Here is a 21,955-nt window from a genome sequence, read left to right on the forward strand (position 1 = left end):
GCACGGTCACTACTCATTTATAGATACAGGGATTTGTCCCTGGCCTGTTGAAACTGTTATTGAAACAGTTTCCTGATAAAAGGATTGCCTCATGGCTCTCGACGTTCAAGAAAAAGCTCAAATCGTTGCCGACTACCAGCAAGCTGTTGGTGATACTGGTTCGCCAGAAGTGCAAGTTGCACTGCTGACCGCCAACATCAACAAACTGCAAGGTCACTTCAAGGCCAACGGTAAAGACCACCACTCCCGTCGTGGTCTGATCCGCATGGTAAACCAGCGTCGCAAGCTGCTGGACTACCTGAAAGGCAAGGATCTGAGCCGTTACAGCGCTCTGATCGGCCGCCTGGGTCTGCGTCGCTAATCAGCGATTGCGCTATGAGGTTGGTTGTCTGTCAGGCATCGGCGGTTTTCCGCTGGTGGCTGGCAGGCTCCCAGCCTCAAGTTTTATCTGCACTACCGTTTTACCCGGACAGTCAGCGGGCCGATTCCCGACATTGCCCAAGAATTTCGCAAGAAACCAGTTCCCCCAAGAGCCACAAAGAAGGTAGGACACCGTGAACCCGGTAATCAAAAAATTCCAGTTCGGTCAGTCGACCGTTACCCTCGAGACTGGCCGTATCGCCCGTCAGGCCTCCGGCGCAGTATTGGTCACCGTTGACGACGACGTCAGCGTATTGGTGACCGTAGTCGGTGCCAAGCAAGCCGATCCAGGCAAGGGTTTCTTCCCTCTGTCCGTTCACTACCAGGAAAAAACTTACGCTGCCGGTAAGATCCCTGGCGGTTTCTTCAAGCGTGAAGGCCGTCCTTCCGAGAAAGAAACCCTGACTTCCCGACTGATCGACCGTCCGATCCGTCCGCTGTTCCCAGAAGGTTTCATGAACGAAGTGCAGGTTGTCTGCACCGTCGTTTCCACTAGCAAGAAGACCGATCCGGACATCGCTGCGATGATCGGTACCTCGGCTGCCCTGGCCATCTCCGGTATTCCGTTCGACGGCCCGATCGGCGCCGCTCGCGTCGCTTTCCACGAAAGCACCGGCTACCTGCTGAACCCGACCTACGAGCAGCAAGCTGCTTCGAGCCTGGACATGGTCGTTGCCGGCACCTCCGACGCCGTACTGATGGTTGAATCGGAAGCCAAAGAGCTGACCGAAGACCAGATGCTGGGCGCGGTACTGTTTGCTCACGACGAGTTCCAGGTGGTGATCAACGCCGTCAAGGAACTGGCCGCTGAAGCTGCCAAGCCAACCTGGACCTGGGCGCCTGCTCCAGAAGCCACCGAACTGCTGGGCGCGATCCGTGCCGAGTTCGGCGAAGCGATCTCCCAGGCTTACACCATCACCGTCAAGGCTGACCGCTACGCACGTCTGGGCGAGCTGAAAGACCAGGTCGTTGCCAAGCTGTCCGGCGAAGAAGGCCAGCCTTCTGCTGCTGACGTCAAAGCCGCTTTCGGCGAAATCGAATACCGCACCGTTCGCGAAAACATCGTTAACGGCAAGCCACGTATCGACGGCCGCGACACCCGCACCGTACGTCCGCTGAACATCGAAGTCGGCGTTCTGCCTAAGACTCACGGTTCGGCGCTGTTCACCCGTGGCGAAACCCAGGCTCTGGTAGTCGCGACGCTGGGTACTGCCCGTGACGCACAGCTGCTGGACACCCTGGAAGGCGAGAAAAAAGACCCGTTCATGCTGCACTACAACTTCCCTCCGTTCTCGGTGGGCGAGTGTGGTCGCATGGGTGGCGCTGGTCGTCGTGAAATCGGTCACGGCCGTCTGGCCCGTCGTTCGGTTTCGGCCATGCTGCCAGCCGCTGACGTGTTCCCGTACACCATCCGTGTGGTTTCGGAAATCACCGAATCCAACGGTTCGAGCTCGATGGCTTCCGTTTGCGGCGCTTCCCTGGCCCTGATGGACGCTGGTGTGCCAATGAAGGCGCCGGTTGCCGGTATCGCCATGGGTCTGGTCAAAGAAGGCGAGAAGTTCGCCGTCCTGACCGACATCCTGGGTGACGAAGACCACCTGGGCGACATGGACTTCAAAGTAGCCGGTACCGCCAAAGGCGTTACTGCGCTGCAGATGGACATCAAGATCAAGGGCATCACCGAAGAGATCATGGAAATCGCTCTGGGCCAGGCCCTGGAAGCGCGCCTGAACATCCTCGGCCAGATGAACCAGATCATCGGTCAGTCGCGTACCGAGCTGTCGGCCAACGCGCCGACCATGATCGCGATGAAGATCGACACCGACAAGATCCGTGACGTTATCGGTAAAGGTGGCGCGACCATCCGTGCGATCTGCGAAGAAACCAAGGCTTCGATCGATATCGAAGACGACGGTTCGATCAAGATCTTCGGCGAAACCAAGGATGCCGCAGAAGCTGCTCGCCAGCGCGTTCTGAGCATCACTGCAGAAGCCGAGATCGGCAAGATCTACGTCGGCAAGGTTGAGCGCATCGTCGACTTCGGCGCATTCGTCAACATCCTGCCGGGCAAGGACGGTCTGGTGCACATCTCGATGCTGAGCGACGCTCGCGTAGAGAAAGTCACCGACATCCTGAAAGAAGGCCAGGAAGTGGAAGTGCTGGTACTGGACGTGGACAACCGCGGCCGTATCAAGCTGTCCATCAAAGACGTGGCAGCGGCCAAGGCTTCGGGTGTTTAATCAGCCCCCAGCTTTAGCGCAATGAAAATGCCCCGCCGTGAAAACGGCGGGGCATTTTTTTGTCTGCCATAAACGCATTTGTGGCGAGGGAGCTTGCTCCCGCCCGGTTGCGCAGCAGTCGTAAAAAACATCAGCCTCAGAAAGGTTGGGGTCGCTGCGCAACCCAGCGGGAGCAAGCTCCCTCGCCACAAGTGATAATCAGCAGAAACACGCTCAAATTTGCCGCAGCCCGAGACCGGTGCTAGGTTTAGCCCACCGCCCGTGTAGCTCAGCCGGTAGAGCAGCGCACTCGTAACGCGAAGGTCGCAGGTTCGATTCCTGTCTCGGGCACCACTTCCCTTATTTCACCTTGCGGCTCAGATCCTCGACGGTTCGTTTGAGTTGTTCCATGGCGCGATCCTGATCGTTGATTTTCTGCTTCAGGCTGGAAATCTCGCTGCTGGCGGAATTCGAGCTCGAGCCGCTGTTGCGCTTGAGGTCTTCGACCTGGCGTCCGAGGGTATCCAGTTGCCGGTCCTGATCCTTGACCTTGCTCTTCAGGTCATCGATTTCCTTGCTGCTGGAGTTCGAACTCGAACCGCTGCTGCGTTTGAGTTCTTCAATCTGGCGTGACTGATCGCGGACGGTATCGCGGATCTTTTGCAGTTCATCAATGCTGATATCGCTTTTGATGACAACATCCTTGCCGTAGTCATTGTGAATCAGCGAAACCTTGTCGCCATAGGATGAGCTGCTGTTGCTCAATTCAAGCGCCATGGCGCTGGCCGGCAACAGCATGGCGGCGAGCAGGGCACTGGCAGACACAACGGAACAAATCTTCGAAAAGCTGCGCATCACTGGTTTTCCTTGTGAACAGCAAGAGTGAGTGCCGAAGTGGCACATCGCTATGACTCAAAATCCGGATTTATGTTCCGCAGGTCAAGTTTTTGTGCAAGAGATGTAAAGAGCCGTGTAATTCGTCATGCAAACGTCCTATATTCGGTGCCTGCATGAGCATCGCTTAGCAGTTTTCAGATGATCCCGAATGGTTCCGAAGGCCGGACAATCCGCGTCAGAGAGATCCTTGATGATCCAGATCCATCCTCCATTCTTACGATCAGCGAGAACGCCATGACCGAATTAACTCAAGAGCAACGTCACGAACAAGCGCTGGAGAAATACAAGCTCGACGCGCCCCAACTGCTGGAAGAGATCAAGGACCTGAGTCCTGATGATCAGAAAGACCAGATCCAGTGGGCATTCGAGGACGAAGCCGAATCTCAGGGCTTGCAGCCGTGGGAGTTGACGCTCAAGTACACCAGCACCCCTGAAGAGTTTGAGGCCAAGCGTCTGGAACTGCACAAGGAGGCGGCCGAAGTGTTGGGCGTCGATTGGGAAGAGTACTGCGAGATGAACAATCTGGTGGTCTGAAACAAAAACGCCAGCCTTAACCGGGCTGGCGTTTTTTATGGCTTGAGGGCCTCAGAGGCTCAGACGCATCGACAGGTCCACTGCCTTCACATCCTTGGTCATCGCACCGATCGAGATGTAATCCACCCCGGTCTCGGCAATCGGCAGCAGCGTGCTTTCGTTGATGCCGCCGCTGGCCTCCAGTTTGGCCTTGCCGCCGTTCAGGCGCACGGCTTCGCGCATGTCATTCAGGCTCAGCTCGTCGAGCATGATGATGTCGGCGCCGGCTGTCAGCGCTTCTTTCAGCTCTTCCAGACTTTCCACTTCGACTTCCACCGGTTTGCCCGGCGCGATCTTGTGCGCGGCGGCGATGGCCTGCGCAATGCCGCCGCTGGCGGCGATGTGGTTTTCCTTGATCAGGAACGCGTCGTAGAGGCCGATGCGGTGGTTGTGGCAGCCGCCGCAGGTCACTGCGTATTTCTGCGCCAGACGCAGGCCTGGCAGGGTCTTGCGGGTATCCAGCAGCTTGACCTGGGTCTGGGCCACGAAGTCCGCCAGGTACTGCGCACGCGTTGCCACGCCGGACAGCAGTTGCAGGAAGTTCAGCGCGCTGCGCTCGCCCGTCAGCAACGAACGCGCCGGGCCTTCCAGGTGAAATAGCGGCTGATTGGGTTTGACCCGTTCGCCATCCCGCACCTGCCAATGCACTGCGACGCGCGGATCGAGCTGGCGAAACACCGTGTCAACCCACGCCGTGCCGCAGATGACGGCGTCGTCACGAGTAATGATGGTGGCTTTGGCCAGACGTTCGGCCGGGATCAGTTGCGCGGTGATGTCGCCGCTGCCGACGTCTTCGAGCAACGCGCGGCGCACGTTGGCTTCGATTTCGGCGGTCAGATCGGCGAGACGTAGATTCGGCATAACGGGCTCCACAAACTAAGTGCGCCGATTATAGGGGCATGGCGAGAGCCAACCCAAGGCGAGAACGCGCGTGGCAGACTGCAACTGGTCGATTTTCTGTGAGCAAAGCAGCGCTTCTCGTGGTCACTGGAAGGTGTTGCAGGCATAGGGGAAACCCTGACGGCTATAGCGCCCGCGACAAGTTTTGCAAGATAATCCGCCTTGCATTTGACGTCATGGCTTTGACGCTGATGTGAGAGCAAGCCCGCTCCCACAGGGAATTGCGCGGTAACTGCCCAGTGGAATCACCGTTTCAGGAGGCTTGGATGCACAACGACGGGAATGTAGTGCCTTTGCACAAGGCCGCTACCGATCAGGCGAATCACTCGCCGCTCGCCCGCCTGCCTGTGATTCTGCTTCAGGTCCGCGACAAGGCGGCCCAGCAACTGCGCCACGGTTTGCAGGAGTTGTTCGATAACGCCGACGACACCCTGTTCGAAATGGCCGACCGAGCGCGCAACGATGTCGAACAGAACATCTTTTTCGAAGCCATGCGCGACCTGCGCCTCAAGCGCAAAAACATCGAGCGCGGGTTTCTCGAACAATTTTTCGAAGCCTTCGTCGCTCTCATCCAGTACGACCCCGTTCAGCACACGTTGCCCGATTCGTTGATGTTCGAAGAGTCGGCACCGCGCACCGACGACATGGAGCGCAACGTGGCGGTCGAGACCATGGTCGGCCGGGTGCTCAAGCGTGACGGCTTTGCCCTCGATCAACTGACCGCGCGGCTCAACGTGTTGCTGGGCAAGAATTTCGACAACCAGCACAACCCGCTCGGCCCGACGATGCTCTGCGAGTTTTTTCTGCAAGCCGGGCGCAACCTGGGGGTGGAGATCAAGGTCAAGCTGATCTTGCTCAAACTGTTCGAACGCTACGTACTGGCCGACACCGAGCCGTTGTACGCCGAAGCCAATCAATTGCTGGTCGCCACTGGCGTGCTGCCCGAGTTGAAACCGGCACCTGCGCGTCGCGCGATCGAGCGTGCGGCAGCGAGCATCAGCAGCGAAGAAAGCGACGAGCCGGCTCCCGCCGACGAAGGCGTACAGGAAGTTTTCGCCGCGTTGCAGGAGTTGCTCCGGCACGTGCGCGGCAGCGTCGCGCCGACCCTGGAGCCGAGCGTCGCGACGCAGCCGATCAGTACCCGCGATCTGCTGCGCCTGCTCTCGCATCTGCAGCAATACGTCCCGGCGCTGGCGGCGCAGGATGACTTCGACCTGCGCAACCAGCTCGAACAATTGCTGACACGGGTCAGCGTCAGGAGCGGCAAATCGCGCATCGTCGACGGTGCGGATGAAGACGTGATCAATCTGATTGCGATGGTCTTCGACTGCATCCTCGAAGACCCTAACCTGCCGGATTCGCTCAAGGCGTTGATCGCCCGTCTGCAGATTCCGATGCTCAAAGTGGCGGTGCTCGACAAAAGCTTCTTCAGTCGCGGCAGCCACCCGGCGCGACGCCTGCTCAATGAGATCGCCGATGCCGCCATGGGCTGGGGCGATTGCAGCGGCGAGGCGCGTGACAGCCTGTATCTGCGCATCGAACAAGTGGTGCAGCGCCTGCTCACCGAGTTCGTTGACGACCCGGCGATCTTCTCCGAATTGCTCGCAGACTTCCTCGCCTTCACCAGCGATGAGCGGCGGCGCAGCGAATTGCTTGAGCAGCGTTTGCGCGACGCCGAGGAAGGGCGAGCGAAAACCGAGTTGGCCCGGCAGCGGGTCGAGCAGGTGTTGAATCTGGCGCTGCTGGGGAAAGTCCTGCCGCCTTCGGTGGTAATGTTCGTGCGTGATGCGTGGAGCAAAGTGCTGCTGCTGACGTGCCTCAAGCATGGCGACCAGTCGGCTGAATGGCAGGCCGATGTCCAGACCATGGAACAATTGATCTGGAGCGTGCAACGTCATGACGAGGCGGACGCCGGTCTGCGATTGCTGGCGCTGGTGCCCGGTTTGCTCAAATCATTGCGTGATGGCCTGAGCAGTTCGGCGTTCGATCCGTTCGCCACCAGCGAATTTTTCAGCGAGCTGGAAGCGTTGCATGTGCGGGTGCTTGAGCCCTCATCCGAGCCGCCGCCGGCCGATGCGCCGGCGCTGGTCGAAGTGTCGCAGCACATTACCCTGCGCAGCGCTGAAGAGGGCGCGATCGGCCTGAATGCCAGCGGCCTGGCGCATGACGACCCCGGCCTGCGTCAGGTGGAGCAATTGCGTCTGGGCAGTTGGGTCGCCTTCCAGGAAGACGACGAGCACAGCCTGCGCTGCAAGCTCGCGGCGGTCATCGAAGCCACCGGCAAATACGTGTTTGTTGATCGTACCGGGATGAAAGTGCTGGAGCGCAGCCGCATTGACCTGGCCCTTGAATTCCGCCGGGGCGCGGTGCGTGCGCTGGATGACACCTTGCTGTTTGATCGGGCGCTGGAGTCGGTGCTCGGCAATCTGCGGCGCCTCAATCGCGGCAAGTGATCGCGCGCCGGGGGCCGATCACGGCATACTGGGCGCCAACACAGTCGGCGTTGAAGGAATCGGTATGCAGTTGGATCCCGCTAGCGGGTGGTGTCACGGGGTGCAGGTCTGCCCATCGCCCAACTTCAATGAACGCCCTGCGGGCGAAATCTCCCTGTTGGTGATCCACAACATCAGCCTGCCGCCGGCGCAGTTCGCCACCGGCAAGGTGCAGGAATTTTTCCAGAATCGTCTGGATGTCACCGAGCATCCCTATTTTGCAGGGATTGCCGACTTGCGCGTCTCGGCGCATTTTCTGATCGAACGTGACGGCCGCGTCACCCAGTTTGTCTCCTGTCTGGAGCGGGCGTGGCATGCGGGCGTGTCGAAGTTCGAAGGCCGGGAAACCTGTAACGATTTTTCCGTGGGCATCGAGCTCGAAGGCACCGATGATCTGCCCTTTACCGATGCGCAGTATCAGGCGCTGATCACGCTGACGCGTCAGCTGCAAACCGCATTTCCGGCCATCACCGACGCCCGTATCTGCGGGCACAGCGACATCGCACCCGGGCGCAAGACCGATCCTGGCCCGGCATTCGACTGGGCGCGTTACCGCGCAGCCCTGGCACAAGAGGAAGGACAATGAGTTTTCTGGTGTTACTGCTGGCGGTCTGGATCGAGAAGTTCTCGGCCTTGCGCCATCGGGTTCAACGCGATGGCGGATGGATCCGCGAGCTGCACAAACTCGAAAGCAGCCCACGATTATCGAATCGACCGTGGCTGGTGCTGACCATTCTGGTGTTGCTGCCGGTGGCGCTGCTCGGCTTGTTGCTGCTGGTACTGGAACCCGTCGCGTACGGCTTGTTGGCCTTGCCGGTGCATTTGGTGGTGGTGATTTACGCCTTGGGCCGCGGTGATCTGCTCGGAGGGCTCGGGCCGTTCCGTGACGCCTGGCGGCGTGAAGACCTGCAAGCGGCCGCGCATGTGGCCAAGCGTGATCTGGATATCTGTGCCGACAGCGGTGAGCAATTGCTGGAACAGGTCCAGAGTCACTTGCTGTGGCAGGCCTATCAGAGCTTCTTCGCGGTGATTTTCTGGTACTTCGTGCTCGGTCCGGTCGCGGCGCTGGCTTATCGCTTACTGGCATTGGCGGAAGAAAACAGCCAGAACCCGGCGCTCGCCGAACGTGCCGGCCAGTTACGTCACGCCTTTGACTGGTTGCCGGTGCGCCTGCTGGCTGCCAGCCTTGCACTGGTCGGCAACTTCGTCGCGGTCAGCCGGGTGATGTTGCACGAGCTGTTGAACTGGAACATCAGCGCCGCGCATCTGATCAACAAGGTCGGCCTGGCAGCAGGCGAGATCCCGCCGCCGGTGGTCGGCCCTGAAGGTATCAATACCCTCGATTGCCTGTGGGAACTGCTGCTGCGCGCGGCGGTGCTGTGGTATGCCGGGTTTGCCTTGTGGACAGTCTTGATTCACTGATACTCGCCGGTGAAATTCATTGTGGTGAGGGGATTTATCCCCGATGGGGCGCGCAGCGGCCCCAATATCTTAATGGGGCTGCTGCGCAGCCCATCGGGGATAAATCCCCTCGCCACAGGTCAGTGACCGGCGCAGCGTAGTCGTTAACCTTAAGTTACAAAACCTCTCTCCGATTTGAGCTATACAGAGACAGCGCCCGATAGTGGCTATCTGCTGTCGCCCTGCGCCTGCCAATAAAAACAAGAAAAGCCAAGGGAGACTTCCAGTGAAGAGCTTGCTCTATCCCGCCGTCTCGCTGATGAACCGTCTGAGCTTCGGCATGAAGTTCAGCCTGATCAGCGTGCTGTTCCTGGTGCCGATGCTGGTGACCAATTTCTATCTGGTGCGCGATTCCTACCGCGAATTCCAGGGCACCCGGGTCGAATTGCAGAGCCTCGATCTGCTGGGCAGCAGCCTGAGCCTGCGCCGGGATCTGGAAACGCTGAACAATCTGGTGCAGATCAACGTTGTCCTCGGGCAGTCCGGCAAGGCCGACAACCTCGAGGCGCAGATCAGCAGCCTGGAGCAAGCCGTGCTGGCGCGCTTGCAAGGTCTGCAGGCGATGACAGACGATCCCGAGCAGGTCAAACTGTTCGACGGCAAACGCGATGAAATGATCAACGCGTTCAAGGCGCAACAGGCGGAAAGCTCCCTGCAAAGCAAAAGCGCGATGATCGGCAAATTGCTTGGTAATGCGCAGATATTCAGCCAGATCATCGCCAGTCAGGCCGGGCTGAGCCGCGACAATCAGAGCGACATCCGTCAGCTCAGCGAATTGCTCACCAACGTTACCCCGGGCGTCACCCAAACCCTCGGCGAAGGCCGGGCCATCGGCTCGTATTCGTTGGGGCAGGGCTTTCTCAACAGCTCGTCGAGTACCCGCTTCGACGAGTTGCTGGCGCAGATCGAAAAGCTCCAGGCCGAATACGCACTGAAATTGCAGGATGCCCTCGATTCCAGCAAAGCCGCGCGCGCCAGCCTCAGCGCGCCGTCCGACAGCAGCAAGACCTCGCTCAAACAGGCCAGTGAACTGTTTGAAGCGAAAGTCGTGGTGGCCGAGACCCTCGATACTCCGTGGCAGGCGTTCTACGACCAAGTCACCGGGCTGATGGCGCAGACCTACCAGCTCAATGACGCGACCTTGAAATTTCTCGATACCCAACTGCAGCAGCGCCTGGCGCAAAACCGCACGCACATGGTGTTGCAGGCGGTGGCGTTGTCGGTGGTGTTCGTGCTGATTTTCTATCTCTACGCGGGTTTCTACGCCTCGACCCGCACCACGCTCAAGCGTTTGGGCGCGATGATGGACAAGGTCGCGGCCGGTGACATGACGGTCAATTTCAAGGCCAGCAGCCGCGATGAACTCGGCGAGCTGGGCGAGGTGTTCAACGGCACCGTAAGGAAGATCCACGACTTGATCGAACGGGTCGGCCATACCGTGGCCGAGGTCGAGCGCCAGGCCGGGCAGGTGGAAAACGTCTCCGCGCAAAGCAATCAGGCGGTGGCCGGGCAGCGCACGCAGATCGAGCAAGTCGCGACCGCGATGAATCAGATGTCGGCGACCTCGCTGGAAGTTGCACGCAGCGCAGCGGCAGCGGTGAGCAGTGCGCACAGCGTCAACGATGAAACCGTCAGTGGCCGCACACTGGTGGAGTCGCAGCAGGGCAGCATTGCCGCGTTGGCCAGCGAGATCGACCAATCGGTGCTGGTGATCAATCAGTTGGCCAGCGACAGCCAGTCGATCAGCCGCGTGCTGGAAGTGATCAAGAGCATTGCCGAGCAGACCAATCTGCTGGCGCTTAACGCGGCCATCGAAGCGGCCCGTGCCGGCGAGCAGGGCCGTGGCTTTGCCGTGGTGGCAGATGAAGTGCGTACGTTGGCCAAACGCACTCAGCAATCGACCGAAGAAATCGAGCAGATGATCGCCAAACTGCATGGCGGCGTCGGTGCGGCGGTGAAAGCCATGGGCGTCAGCCATCAGATGGCCAACGGCACGGTCGGGCAGTCGGAAAAGGTCCAGCAGGCGTTGGAAAACATCCTGGGGGCGGTAGGCATGATCGTCGATCAGAATCAGCAGATCGCCGCTGCCGTGGAGCAGCAGACCGCCGTCGCGCATGACATCGATCAGAACATCGTCGAGATCAACCGCGCCGGTGAACGCACGGCCCAAGGTGCGCATCAGACCGAGGATGCCAGCCGGGCACTGTCGGCGCAGGTGGTGGAACTCAAACAGCTGATCAGCGCGTTCCGCGTCTGAATCCTGCCATTCCACCCCTTGTCAGAAACCTGTGGTGAGGGGATTTATCCCCGATGGGACGCGAAGCGTCCCCAATACCCAGTCAGTGATGAGGGACTGCTGCGCAGTCCATCGGGGATGAATCCCCTCACTACATGCTCGTTCCAACAGGGGGAGCAGGGCAGATGTCAGAACATTTTGTAATGCATTGATACTTACGCGTGTAAGCCAATTCCTGTTTTCTTCCGACGGCTGGCTTTTCGTCATTAATGAGCCAGTATCCGTGTTCCGCTGATTGCGTCGAGGAGGCCGCTCATGTCCGTTGCAACCCTGGGAGTCCAGGGCCGTTGTGCTCATTGCCAGACCACGCAGTTACTCAAGCCATGGCAGCTCAACGCCATCGCAATCAACGAACCGTTCACTTGCGCGCACTGCCAGAAAACGCTGGAGTTGCGTTGCCCGAAACAGATCAAACGCTTCAAGTCCCTCGATTCGCTGGGATTGCTGCGCTTCAGCGCCTCGGTAACCGTGTGTACCGCGCTGCTGGTGGCGCTGGTCATGGAATGGATCGGGCTGCTCAGCGTGACTGAACAGTTGAATGCGTCACTGATCGTGCTTTTCGCGTACTTCGCGCTGCTGCGTTTTTTTCACCACCGTCAGCACATGACCCTGATCCTCGACGCAGCCAGAGCTCATGCGAACCGACTGTAGGAGCTGCCGAGTGAAACGAGGCTGCGATCTTTTGATCTTGTTTTAAGGGCGAGGAGCAAAAGATCGCAGTGCCGCAGCTCCTGCAGAAGGCGTGTTACCAACCGAATACTTCGCAGCTGTTGGCAGTGCTGGCAGCGGCCAGTTGTTCCGGACTGATGTTCATCAACTCGGCGAGCGCCGCACAGATCGCCGGCAAGTGTGCCGGTGTATTGCGTATGCCGGGAAACATCGCCGGGGCCATGTCTGGCGAGTCGGTCTCGAGCACGATCGAATCCAGTGGCAACTCCGCCAGCACCCGATGCATGCGCAGCGCCTGCGGCCAGGTTGGCGCGCCGCCCAAACCCAATTTGAAACCGAGCTTGATGTATTCGCGTGCTTCTTCGCGGCTGCCGGCGAAGGCGTGGATGATCCCGGCGCGTTTGAGCTTGAAGCGCTTGAGCGTGGCGATTACGGCTGCGTGGCTGCGGCGGACGTGGATCAGCGCCGGCAAATCGAAGTCTGCCGCCAGTTGCAGTTGCGCGTCGAACAGCGCTTGCTGGCGTTCGCGGTCGAGGGTTTCGATGAAGTAATCCAGACCGATCTCGCCCACCGCACACAGTTGCCGATGGCCGCGCAGCCGCGTCAGCCAGTCGCCGAGTGCGCGCAGGTCTTCGGGTCGATGCTGATCGAGGTACACCGGATGCAGACCGAACGCTGCATACAAGTCGGCATCGCTCTGCACCAGATCCCACAGCCGTTGCCAATTGCCCTGATAAACCCCCAGCACCACCATCCGCCGCACGCCGAGAGCGCGGCTTTCGGCGAGCAACGCCGCGCGATCGGCGTCGAAGTCGGGGAAGTCGAGGTGGGTGTGGCTGTCGATCAGCTCCACGGCTCAGTCCCGGTGAATACGCTGCTTGAAGGTCCGCGCGATGGCCTGCACGCCAGGCTTGTATTCGGCTTGCTCAACCGCAGCCAACGCCAGCTCCAGCGCCTTGTCGGCGATCAACTGGTGCTGCTGGGCCATGGCGTTGACCGGCAATGGCAGGAAGTCGAGCAACTGCGTGTCACCGAAGGTGCCCAGGCGCAGCGGACGGGATTTGAGCGGGAAGTCATGCAGCGCATCGAACACGCCCTGCAGCAGCACGTAGGAAGTGGTCACCAGCGCATCCGGCAAATGCCCCAGACGTTGCAGGAGTTCTTCCATCAGTTGCTTGCCGCATTCGCGGCTGAAGGACTCGGCGTGCTCGATCAGCACTTCGCCTTTGAAGTCGAGCAGTGCCTGCTTGAAGCCGGCCGCACGTTCCTGACTGATGCTCAGCTCCGGACGTGCGCCGAGCAGCACGATCTGTTTTGGCTGCGGGGTGAGCAGGCTGTGAGTCAGGTGCAGGCTGGCTTCGCGGTCGTCACTGATCACCGAGCAGAAGTGCTCGGGTTCCATGACCCGGTCGATGGCGATGATCGGCAGACCCTTGGCCTGCAACTGGCGATAGCTGTCGTCACCGGCCGGCAGGCAACTGGCGACGATCAGCGCATCGCAGCGGCGCGCCTTGAACAGTTGCAGCAACTGGCGCTCGCTGTCCGGCGCATCGTCGGAGCTGGCGATCAGCAACTGATAACCCCGCGCCCGCGCGCCTTGCTCGAGCAGTTTAGCGATCCGCGCGTAACTGGGGTTTTCCAGATCCGGCAGAATAAAGCCCAACGTGCGCGTGTGCCGACTGCGCAACCCGGCCGCTTGTGGATTGGGGGTGAAGCCGTGCTGTTCGACGACCGCACGCACCCGCTCGACCGTGGCGTTGCTGATGCGTTGCTGTTCGGCCTTGCCGTTGATGACGTAGCTGGCGGTGGTCACGGACACTCCGGCCAACCGCGCGATATCACTGAGTTTCAACCCGGTATTTCCTTGTTTTTTCGAGCTTGCCGCGACATTTTCGCCAATCCTACCCGATTCAGGCAGACGACTATTGTCGCAGCGCATCCGACAAGTTGGACTTCAAGGATGAGACATTATCGAGTAACGTGCCGATCAATCTAGATTAAACGTTTCAGCAAGCGTATTTTCTACGTTTTAGACGCCTTTGGCCGGTTCTGCCGTGAAACCGCCAAAACGGCCGCTGAAAAGCAGGCTGACCAGCGCCTAAGCTGTGACCATTCAAAACAATATCCTGGCGCATCCATGTGCCAAAAAGGAGATCGCATGCTCGAGCTCACTATAGAGCAGATATCCATGGGCCAATCGGCTGTGGATAAACCCGCCGCCCTGCAATTGCTCGCCAATCATCTGGTGGCCGATGGTCTGGTCGCCGACGGTTACCTCGCCGGCTTGCAGGCCCGGGAAGCCCAGGGCTCGACCTTTCTCGGCCAGGGTATTGCCATCCCCCACGGTACGCCCGAGACCCGCGATCAGGTGTTCGCCACCGGCGTGCGGCTGATGCAGTTTCCCGAGGGCGTGGACTGGGGCGACGGCCAGATCGTTTATCTGGCGATCGGCATCGCCGCCAAATCCGACGAACACCTGCGTCTGCTGCAACTGCTGACCCGCGCCCTCGGCGAGACCGATCTGGGTCAGGCCCTGCGTCGCGCCAGCTCGCCGGAAGCGCTGCTGAAACTGCTGCAAGGCGCGCCGCAGGAGTTGGCGCTGGATGCGCAGATGATCGGCCTCGGCGTTTCGGCTGACGATTTCGAAGAACTGGTCTGGCGTGGCGCGCGTCTGTTGCGTCAGGCCGATTGTGTGAGCAATGGTTTTGCCGGCGTGTTGCAGCAAGTCGAAGCGCTACCGCTGGGCGATGGCCTGTGGTGGCTGCACAGCGAGCAAACCGTGAAACGTCCGGGCCTGGCGTTCGTCACCCCGGACAAACCGATGCGTTACCTCGGGCAGCCGCTCAGCGGTCTGTTCTGTCTGGCCAGTCTGGGTGAGGCGCATCAGGCGCTGCTCGAACGTCTGTGTGCGCTGCTCATCGAAGGGCGCGGCCATGAACTGGGCCGCGCCACCAGCAGTCGCAAAGTCCTCGAAGTGCTCGGTGGCGAACTGCCCGCCGACTGGCCCAGCGCGCGTATTGCCCTGGCCAACGCCCACGGTCTGCACGCACGCCCGGCGAAGATTCTGGCGCAACTGGCGAAGAGTTTCGACGGCGAAATCCGCGTGCGCATCGTCGACAGCGCGGACAGCGCCGTGTCGGTAAAAAGCCTGAGTAAACTGCTGAGCCTCGGCGCCCGTCGTGGTCAGGTGCTGGAGTTGATCGCCGAACCGAGCATCGCCGCCGATGCCCTGCCGGCGCTGCTGGCCGCTATCGAAGAAGGCCTCGGCGAAGAAGTCGAACCGCTGCCGGCCGTGAGCCAGCAACGCGAAGCCATCGCCGATATCGCCGAAGTGCTGATCGCCCCGGCGTCCGGCGCGCAGTTGCAGGCGATCCCGGCGGCACCGGGCATCGCCATTGGGCCTGCGCACATTCAGGTGCAGCAGGCTATCGATTACCCGTTGCGCGGCGAGTCCGCCGCCATCGAGCGCGAGCGCCTCAAGCAAGCGCTGAGCGATGTGCGCCGTGACATTCAGGGTCTGATCGAACGCAGCAAGGCCAAGGCGATTCGCGAGATTTTTATCACCCACCAGGAAATGCTCGACGACCCGGAACTGACCGACGAAGTCGACACCCGTCTCAAGCAAGGCGAAAGCGCCGAAGCGGCGTGGATGGCGGTGATTGAAGCAGCGGCCAAACAACAGGAATCGCTGCAGGACGCGTTGCTCGCCGAGCGGGCGGCGGACCTGCGGGACATCGGGCGCCGGGTGCTGGCGCAACTTTGCGGTGTGCAGACGCCGAACGAGCCGGAGCAGCCATACATTCTGGTGATGGACGAAGTCGGCCCATCCGACGTGGCGCGGCTCGATCCGGCCCGAGTTGCAGGGATTCTCACCGCGCGCGGCGGCGCCACCGCGCACAGTGCAATCGTCGCCCGTGCTCTCGGGATTCCTGCGCTGGTCGGAGCTGGCGCTGCGGTGTTGCTGCTGGAACCGGGCACGCCGTTGCTGCTCGACGGCCAGCGCGGTCGCCTGCACGTCGACGCCGATGCCGCGACCCTGCAACGTGCCGCCGAAGAACGCGACACCCGCGAGCAGCGTCTCAAGGCTGCCGCCGAACAACGCCATCAACCGGCGCACACCACTGACGGTCACGCCGTGGAAGTGTTCGCCAACATCGGTGAAAGCGCCGGCGTTACCGCTGCGGTCGAGCAGGGCGCCGAAGGTATTGGCCTGCTGCGCACCGAACTGATTTTCATGGCCCACCCGCAGGCGCCGGACGAAGCCACTCAGGAAGCCGAATACCGGCGCGTCCTCGATGGCCTCGCCGGGCGGCCGCTGGTGGTGCGCACCCTTGATGTTGGCGGCGACAAGCCGCTGCCGTATTGGCCGATCGCCAAGGAAGAAAACCCGTTCCTCGGCGTGCGCGGCATTCGCCTGACCTTGCAGCGTCCACAGGTCATGGAAGCGCAATTGCGCGCCTTGCTGCGTTCGGCGGACAACCGGCCGTTGCGGATCATGTTCCCGATGGTCGGCAGTGTTGAAGAGTGGCGTCAGGCCCGCGACATGACCGAGCGTCTGCGCCTGGAAATCCCGGTCGCTGATCTGCAACTGGGGATCATGATCGAAGTACCGTCAGCGGCCTTGCTGGCGCCGGTATTGGCCAAGGAAGTCGACTTTTTCAGCGTCGGCACCAACGACCTGACGCAATACACCCTGGCCATCGACCGTGGTCATCCGACGCTTTCGGCCCAGGCTGACGGCCTGCACCCGGCGGTGCTGCAACTGATCGACATCACCGTGCGCGCGGCGCATGCCCATGGCAAATGGGTCGGTGTGTGCGGCGAACTGGCGGCGGATCCGCTGGCGGTGCCGGTGCTGGTCGGCCTCGGTGTCGATGAGCTGAGCGTGTCCGGGCGCAGCATCGCCGAGGTCAAGGCGCGCATCCGCGAACTCAGCCTGAACCAGGCGCAAACCCTTGCTCAACACGCCCTCACCGTGGGCAGCGCGAACGAAGTGCGTGCATTAGTGGAGGCCCTGTAATGGCCAAGATTCTCACCCTGACCCTCAACCCGGCGCTGGACCTCACAGTCGAGCTGCCACGCCTGGAGGCCGGTCAGGTCAACCGCAGCGACGAGATGCACACCCACGCCGCCGGCAAAGGCGTGAACGTCGCGCAAGTGCTGGCGGATCTCGGGCATCAACTGACGGTCAGCGGCTTTCTCGGCGAAGACAATCTGCAAGCCTTCGAAACCCTGTTCGCCAAGCGCGGCTTTATCGACGCGTTCATCCGCGTGCCGGGGGAGACGCGCAGCAACATCAAGGTCGCCGAGCACGACGGTCGCATCACTGACATCAACGGCCCGGGGCCGGTGGTCGACGCGGCGGCGCAGCAGGCGTTGCTTGAGCGTCTGCTGCGGATCGCTCCGGGGCATGATGCGGTGGTGGTCGCCGGCAGTCTGCCGCGTGGCGTCAGCGCGCAGTGGTTGCGCGAGTTGATCGAACGCCTGAACGGCCTCGGCCTGAACGTCGCCCTCGACAGCAGCGGCGAAGCCTTGCGCGCGGCCATTGAAGCGCGCCCGTGGCTGATCAAACCGAACACCGAAGAACTCGCCGATGCGCTCGATTGCGATGTGGTCTCCCACGCCGCCGAAGCCCAGGCAGCGGCGTGCCTGCATGCCAAAGGCATCGAGCACGTGGTGATCTCCCACGGTGCCGACGGTGTGAACTGGTTCAGTGTCGGCTCGGCGCTGCATGCCACGCCGCCGAAGGTTACGGTCGCCAGCACGGTAGGGGCCGGCGATTCGCTGCTGGCCGGCATGCTCCACGGTCTGCTCAGTGCCGACACGCCCGAGCAGACTCTGCGCACCGCCACGGCGATTGCCGCGATGGCGGTGACGCAGATCGGTTTCGGCATCAACGATGCGGCGCAACTGGCGCGGCTCGAACAGGGCGTGCGCGTGCGTCCCCTGACAGAACAATAAGAGGGTTTGTCATGAAATTAGCCATTGTCACGGCCTGCCCGAACGGCATGGTCACCAGTGTGCTGTGCGCCCGTCTGCTGGACGCGGCGGCCCAGCGTCAGGGCTGGAGCACCAGCGTTGAAGTGGTCGATGCGGCGCACCCGGAACGTGAATTGTCGGCCGCCACCATTGAGGCGGCGGAGTGGGTGTTGCTGGTCGCCACCGGTGATGTCGACATGCGCCGTTTCGTCGGCAAGCGCGTGTTCCGCATCGCCCCGGCGCAAGCGCTGCAGGATGTCGAAGCGGTGCTGCGCCGTGGTGCGCAAGAGGCCGAAGTTTACCTCGCCAGCGAAGCCGTCCCGGTTGCCGCTGCGCCACGTGCGCCGCGCATCGTCGCCATCACCGCCTGCCCGACGGGTGTTGCCCACACCTTCATGGCGGCCGAGGCGTTGCAGCAGACGGCCAAGCGTCTGGGCTATGAACTGCACGTCGAAACCCAAGGCTCGGTCGGCGCGAAAACCCCGCTCAGCGCAACGGCGATTGCCGAGGCTGACGTGGTGTTGCTGGCGGCCGACATCGAAGTCGCCACCGAGCGTTTCGCCGGCAAGAAAATCTACCGTTGCGGCACCGGCATTGCCCTCAAGCAATCCGAAGCGACGCTGAAAAAAGCCCTCGCCGAAGCTCAGGTGGAGAGCGCTGCGAGCGACGGCAAGGCGCCGGCCAAGCAAGAGAAAACCGGCGTTTACAAACACCTGCTGACCGGTGTTTCGTTCATGCTGCCGATGGTGGTGGCCGGTGGTCTGATGATCGCCTTGTCGTTCGTCTTCGGCATCACCGCGTTCAAGGAAGAGGGCACGCTGGCGGCGGCGCTGATGCAGATCGGCGGCGAGACCGCGTTCAAGCTGATGGTGCCGCTGCTCGCCGGGTACATCGCTTACTCGATCGCCGACCGTCCGGGCCTGGCGCCGGGGATGATTGGTGGTTTGCTTGCCAGCACATTGGGCGCCGGTTTCATCGGCGGGATCGTCGCCGGTTTCATCGCTGGTTATGCGGCCAAGGCCATCAGTCGTTATGTGGCGTTGCCGCAGAGTCTGGAAGCGCTGAAACCGATTCTGATCATCCCGTTGTTCGCCAGCCTGTTCACCGGTCTGGTGATGATCTACGTGGTCGGTAAACCGGTCGCCGGGATGCTCGCGGCGCTGACGCATTTCCTCGACAGCATGGGCACCACCAACGCGATCCTGCTCGGGGTGTTGCTCGGCGGCATGATGTGCGTCGACCTTGGTGGACCGATCAACAAAGCCGCGTATGCGTTCTCGGTGGGGCTGCTGGCATCGCAGAGTTATGCGCCGATGGCCGCGACCATGGCTGCCGGCATGGTGCCGCCCATCGGGCTGGGCATTGCCACCTTCATCGCCCGCCGCAAGTTCGCCCAGACCGAACGCGAGGCCGGTAAAGCGGCGCTGGTGCTGGGGCTGTGCTTTATCTCTGAAGGGGCAATTCCGTTTGCCGCCAAAGACCCGTTGCGGGTGATTCCGGCGAGCATCGCCGGTGGTGCTTTGACCGGCGCGTTGTCAATGTACTTCGGCTGCAAACTGATGGCGCCGCATGGTGGCTTGTTTGTGCTGGCGATTCCGAATGCGATCAATCATGCGCTGTTGTATCTGCTGGCGATTGTCGCGGGGAGTTTGTTGACGGCTGTTGTCTATGCGACGGTCAAGCGTCCGGAAGCCGTTGAGTTGGCGCTGGAACCCGCGAAGGCTTGACGGGCAACGCAAATTTCCCTGTGGGAGCGAGCCTGCTCGCGAATGCAATCTGCCAGCGACATGTATGTTGACTGGCACACCGCTTTCGCGAGCAGGCTCGCTCCCACAATGGTTAGTGGTGTCATGGCGAGTTCATATAGCCGTGCTTAAGTTTTCCTTTTTTCAGGGAGAACACGCATGAGCGATTTCAACATTGGTCGCCGACGGGTCATGCAGGTTGTCGGTGCCGGGCTGCTGATGCCGGGGCTGGCGCCGGCAGTGATCGCGTCGGTCAAGGATCGGCCGCAACTCACCGACGGCGTGCAGTCCGGCGACCTGCAAGGCGACCGCGCGATGATCTGGAGCCGCAGCGATCGCCCGGCACGGATGGTGGTCGAGTGGGACACCCGCAGCCAGTTTCGCCACCCGCGCCGTGTCGTCTCGACGCTGGCCGATGCGCGCACCGACTTTACTGCCCGTGTCGAACTGACCGGGCTGCCCGCCGATCAGGCGATTTTCTATCGGGTGTATTTCAAGGACGCGCAATCCGGCGTCGCCAGCGAGCCGTGGCTCGGCCATTTGCGCAGCGCACCGAAGGCGCGACGCAACATCCGTTTCGTCTGGAGCGGTGACACCGTCGGCCAGGGTTTTGGCATCAACCCGGACATCGGTGGCATGCGCATCTACGAATCCATGCGCCTGCGCCTGCCGGACTTCTTTATCCACAGCGGCGACACCATCTACGCCGACGGCCCGGTGCCGGCGCAAGTGACCACCGAAGGCGGGCGGATCTGGCGCAACCTCACTACCGAAGCCAAGAGCAAAGTGGCGCAGACCCTCGACGACTATCGCGGCAATTACCGCTACAACCTGATGGATGAAAACATCCGCCGCTTCAACGCCGAAGTACCGCAGATCTGGCAGTGGGACGACCACGAAGTGGTCAACAACTGGTCGCCGGGCAAGCAGCTCGACGAGCGTTATCAAGAGAAAGATATCCACACCCTGGTCGGCCGTGCGCGCAAGGCCTGGCTGGAATATTCGCCGATGCGTTTGCAGGCGGCCGATGGTGGCGGGCGGATTTATCGCAAGCTCAGTTACGGGCCGATGCTCGACGTGTTCGTGCTCGACATGCGCAGCTATCGCGGGGCCAACGACGACAACCTTGGCGCGGCCAAACCGTTCCTCGGGCGCGAACAACTGGACTGGCTCAAGCGTGGCTTGAAGCACTCCAAGGCGCAGTGGAAGGTGATCGCCGCCGACATGCCGATCGGCCTCGGCGTGCCCGACGGCGAGGTCAGCCCGGGCGTCGCACGCTGGGAAGCGGTGGCCAACGGTGATCCCGGCCCGGCGCAAGGGCGTGAACTGGAAGTCGCCGAACTGCTCGGTTTTCTGCGGGCGCAGCACGTGCGCAATTTCGTGTTTCTGACCGCGGACGTGCATTACTGCGCGGCGCATCATTACCACCCGGATCGCGCGGCGTTTCAGGATTTCGAACCGTTCTGGGAGTTTGTCGCCGGGCCGCTGAATGCCGGCAGTTTCGGGCCCAATCCGCTGGACAAGACCTTCGGCCCGGAGGTGGTGTTCCAGAAAGCACCACCGACGCAGAACGCTTCACCGTTTGCCGGGTTTCAGTTTTTTGGCGAGGTGAATATCGAAGGGCAGAGCGGGGAGATGAGTGTGGTGTTGCGGGATCTGAATGGGGTCGCGGTTTTCGAACAAAAACTGCAGCCGGTGTAATGGCTTCTGTAGATACCGTCTTGCCCCTCACCGGGCAAGTGCCAATTTCGGGTCAAATGGTTGGCCCGATTTGAGCACTCCGTAGACGAAGTGCAACAACTTGCGCATGGCTGCACAGATGATCTGTTTGGGGGCTTTGCCATTGGCCTTCAAGCGTTCCTTCATGGCGATGATCGCCTCGTTGTGCCTCAGCGCTACCAGGCCTGGCATGTACAGACCCGCCCGAACGCGAGCCGAGCCGACCCTCGAAATAATTGTTCTGCCTTTGAGTTTTCCTGACTCCTGCAGCTTAGGGTTCAACCCTGCAGCAGCGACCAGTTTGCGAGGGTCGTCGTATTTGCGCAGGTCGCCCAGCTCGGCCAGCAGCCGCTCAAGGGTTTTCTGCCCGATACCGTCGATGGTCACGATCAAGTCGCGCATCTGGCGCATGTCCGGATCATCATCGATGTGTTTCTTGATCGCTTTGTGCGTTTCAGCGATCTCTTTTTCGATGTGGCGCAGAACGGAGTTGATCGAGTCTTTGACCTTTTCGTCGGACACATCCAGACGATTGAGCTCCATCTGCTCCATTTCCTGAAGATCATCCAATCGACGCACCATCGC

General features: G+C 61.1%; 17 protein-coding genes and 1 tRNA gene. 13 read left to right on the top strand and 5 right to left on the bottom strand.

Features of this window, described 5'->3' with window-relative positions:
- Positions 1–91: 91 nt before the first annotated feature.
- The 3 genes from rpsO (at position 92) to ACTJKS_RS23040 (ending at position 2,993) form a co-directional block, all read left to right on the top strand.
- A complete protein-coding gene (rpsO, locus tag ACTJKS_RS23030; RefSeq protein ID WP_003221553.1) occupies positions 92–361 on the top strand; it encodes a 30S ribosomal protein S15 in 270 nt (89 codons plus the stop codon).
- 193 nt (positions 362–554) lie between these two features.
- The gene (gene pnp, locus ACTJKS_RS23035) at positions 555–2,660 is read left to right on the top strand and encodes a polyribonucleotide nucleotidyltransferase (protein WP_007961443.1); all 2,106 of its coding nucleotides are present in this window, start codon (positions 555–557) and stop codon (positions 2,658–2,660) included.
- A gap of 257 nt (positions 2,661–2,917) precedes the next feature.
- Positions 2,918–2,993 (top strand) — tRNA-Thr (locus tag ACTJKS_RS23040).
- Between the two features lie 6 nt (positions 2,994–2,999).
- Here the strand turns inward: ACTJKS_RS23040 and ACTJKS_RS23045 are convergent.
- Positions 3,000–3,494, bottom strand: coding sequence for a hypothetical protein (locus ACTJKS_RS23045; protein ID WP_041066814.1), 495 nt, complete (start codon positions 3,492–3,494; stop codon positions 3,000–3,002).
- Between the two features lie 276 nt (positions 3,495–3,770).
- Between ACTJKS_RS23045 and ACTJKS_RS23050 the strand changes: the two genes are divergently transcribed.
- Entirely contained in the window at positions 3,771–4,070 is a 300-nt protein-coding gene (locus ACTJKS_RS23050; protein ID WP_108181644.1) for a DUF6388 family protein, read from the top strand.
- 51 nt (positions 4,071–4,121) lie between these two features.
- Here ACTJKS_RS23050 and nadC read toward each other — a convergent pair whose 3' ends face one another.
- Positions 4,122–4,970, bottom strand: a complete 849-nt coding sequence (gene nadC / locus ACTJKS_RS23055; protein ID WP_440829012.1) for a carboxylating nicotinate-nucleotide diphosphorylase — start codon at positions 4,968–4,970, stop codon at positions 4,122–4,124.
- A 305-nt stretch (positions 4,971–5,275) separates the two neighbouring features.
- On the opposite strand from nadC, the gene ACTJKS_RS23060 reads away from it, so the two are divergent.
- From ACTJKS_RS23060 to ACTJKS_RS23080, 5 genes are all read left to right on the top strand, one after another.
- Positions 5,276–7,462 carry a DUF1631 domain-containing protein gene (locus ACTJKS_RS23060; RefSeq protein ID WP_108181645.1) on the top strand — a complete coding sequence of 729 codons (2,187 nt, stop codon included), beginning with the start codon at positions 5,276–5,278 and terminating at the stop codon, positions 7,460–7,462.
- Between the two features lie 64 nt (positions 7,463–7,526).
- Positions 7,527–8,087 carry a 1,6-anhydro-N-acetylmuramyl-L-alanine amidase AmpD gene (gene ampD / locus ACTJKS_RS23065; protein ID WP_108181646.1) on the top strand — a complete coding sequence of 187 codons (561 nt, stop codon included), beginning with the start codon at positions 7,527–7,529 and terminating at the stop codon, positions 8,085–8,087.
- Complete coding sequence (ampE, locus tag ACTJKS_RS23070) at positions 8,084–8,923, top strand: regulatory signaling modulator protein AmpE (RefSeq protein WP_041066826.1); 840 nt, start codon at positions 8,084–8,086, stop codon at positions 8,921–8,923. The genes ampD and ampE overlap by 4 nt, the downstream gene beginning before the upstream one ends.
- Before the next feature lie 265 nt (positions 8,924–9,188).
- Positions 9,189–11,219 carry a methyl-accepting chemotaxis protein gene (locus tag ACTJKS_RS23075; protein WP_108181647.1) on the top strand — a complete coding sequence of 677 codons (2,031 nt, stop codon included), beginning with the start codon at positions 9,189–9,191 and terminating at the stop codon, positions 11,217–11,219.
- Positions 11,220–11,513: 294 nt separating this feature from the next.
- Positions 11,514–11,909, top strand: a complete 396-nt coding sequence (locus ACTJKS_RS23080) for a hypothetical protein (protein ID WP_047291192.1) — start codon at positions 11,514–11,516, stop codon at positions 11,907–11,909.
- 94 nt (positions 11,910–12,003) lie between these two features.
- On the opposite strand, the gene ACTJKS_RS23085 is transcribed toward ACTJKS_RS23080, so the two are convergent.
- Positions 12,004–12,780, bottom strand: a complete 777-nt coding sequence (locus ACTJKS_RS23085) for a TatD family hydrolase (protein ID WP_108181648.1) — start codon at positions 12,778–12,780, stop codon at positions 12,004–12,006.
- Positions 12,781–12,783: 3 nt separating this feature from the next.
- Complete coding sequence (cra, locus tag ACTJKS_RS23090; protein WP_108181649.1) at positions 12,784–13,779, bottom strand: catabolite repressor/activator; 996 nt, start codon at positions 13,777–13,779, stop codon at positions 12,784–12,786.
- Between the two features lie 306 nt (positions 13,780–14,085).
- On the opposite strand from cra, the gene ptsP reads away from it, so the two are divergent.
- The 4 genes from ptsP (at position 14,086) to ACTJKS_RS23110 (ending at position 21,352) form a co-directional block, all read left to right on the top strand.
- The gene (gene ptsP / locus ACTJKS_RS23095; RefSeq protein WP_262949406.1) at positions 14,086–16,947 is read left to right on the top strand and encodes a phosphoenolpyruvate--protein phosphotransferase; all 2,862 of its coding nucleotides are present in this window, start codon (positions 14,086–14,088) and stop codon (positions 16,945–16,947) included.
- Positions 16,947–17,888: a 1-phosphofructokinase gene (gene pfkB / locus ACTJKS_RS23100; protein WP_262949405.1), complete on the top strand. Its 942-nt coding sequence runs from the start codon at positions 16,947–16,949 to the stop codon at positions 17,886–17,888. Before ptsP ends, pfkB begins: the two co-directional genes overlap by 1 nt.
- Positions 17,889–17,899: 11 nt before the next feature.
- A complete protein-coding gene (locus ACTJKS_RS23105) occupies positions 17,900–19,633 on the top strand; it encodes a PTS fructose-like transporter subunit IIB (protein WP_096795323.1) in 1,734 nt (577 codons plus the stop codon).
- A 177-nt stretch (positions 19,634–19,810) separates the two neighbouring features.
- Positions 19,811–21,352: an alkaline phosphatase D family protein gene (locus tag ACTJKS_RS23110; RefSeq protein WP_108181652.1), complete on the top strand. Its 1,542-nt coding sequence runs from the start codon at positions 19,811–19,813 to the stop codon at positions 21,350–21,352.
- Positions 21,353–21,379: 27 nt separating this feature from the next.
- On the opposite strand, the gene ACTJKS_RS23115 is transcribed toward ACTJKS_RS23110, so the two are convergent.
- Positions 21,380–21,955 (bottom strand): transposase (locus tag ACTJKS_RS23115; RefSeq protein ID WP_440828800.1); only part of this gene is annotated, 576 nt, incomplete at its 5' end.

The sequence above is a fragment of the Pseudomonas sp. 22189 genome (assembly GCF_052045635.1).
GTDB lineage: Bacteria > Pseudomonadota > Gammaproteobacteria > Pseudomonadales > Pseudomonadaceae > Aquipseudomonas > Aquipseudomonas parakoreensis.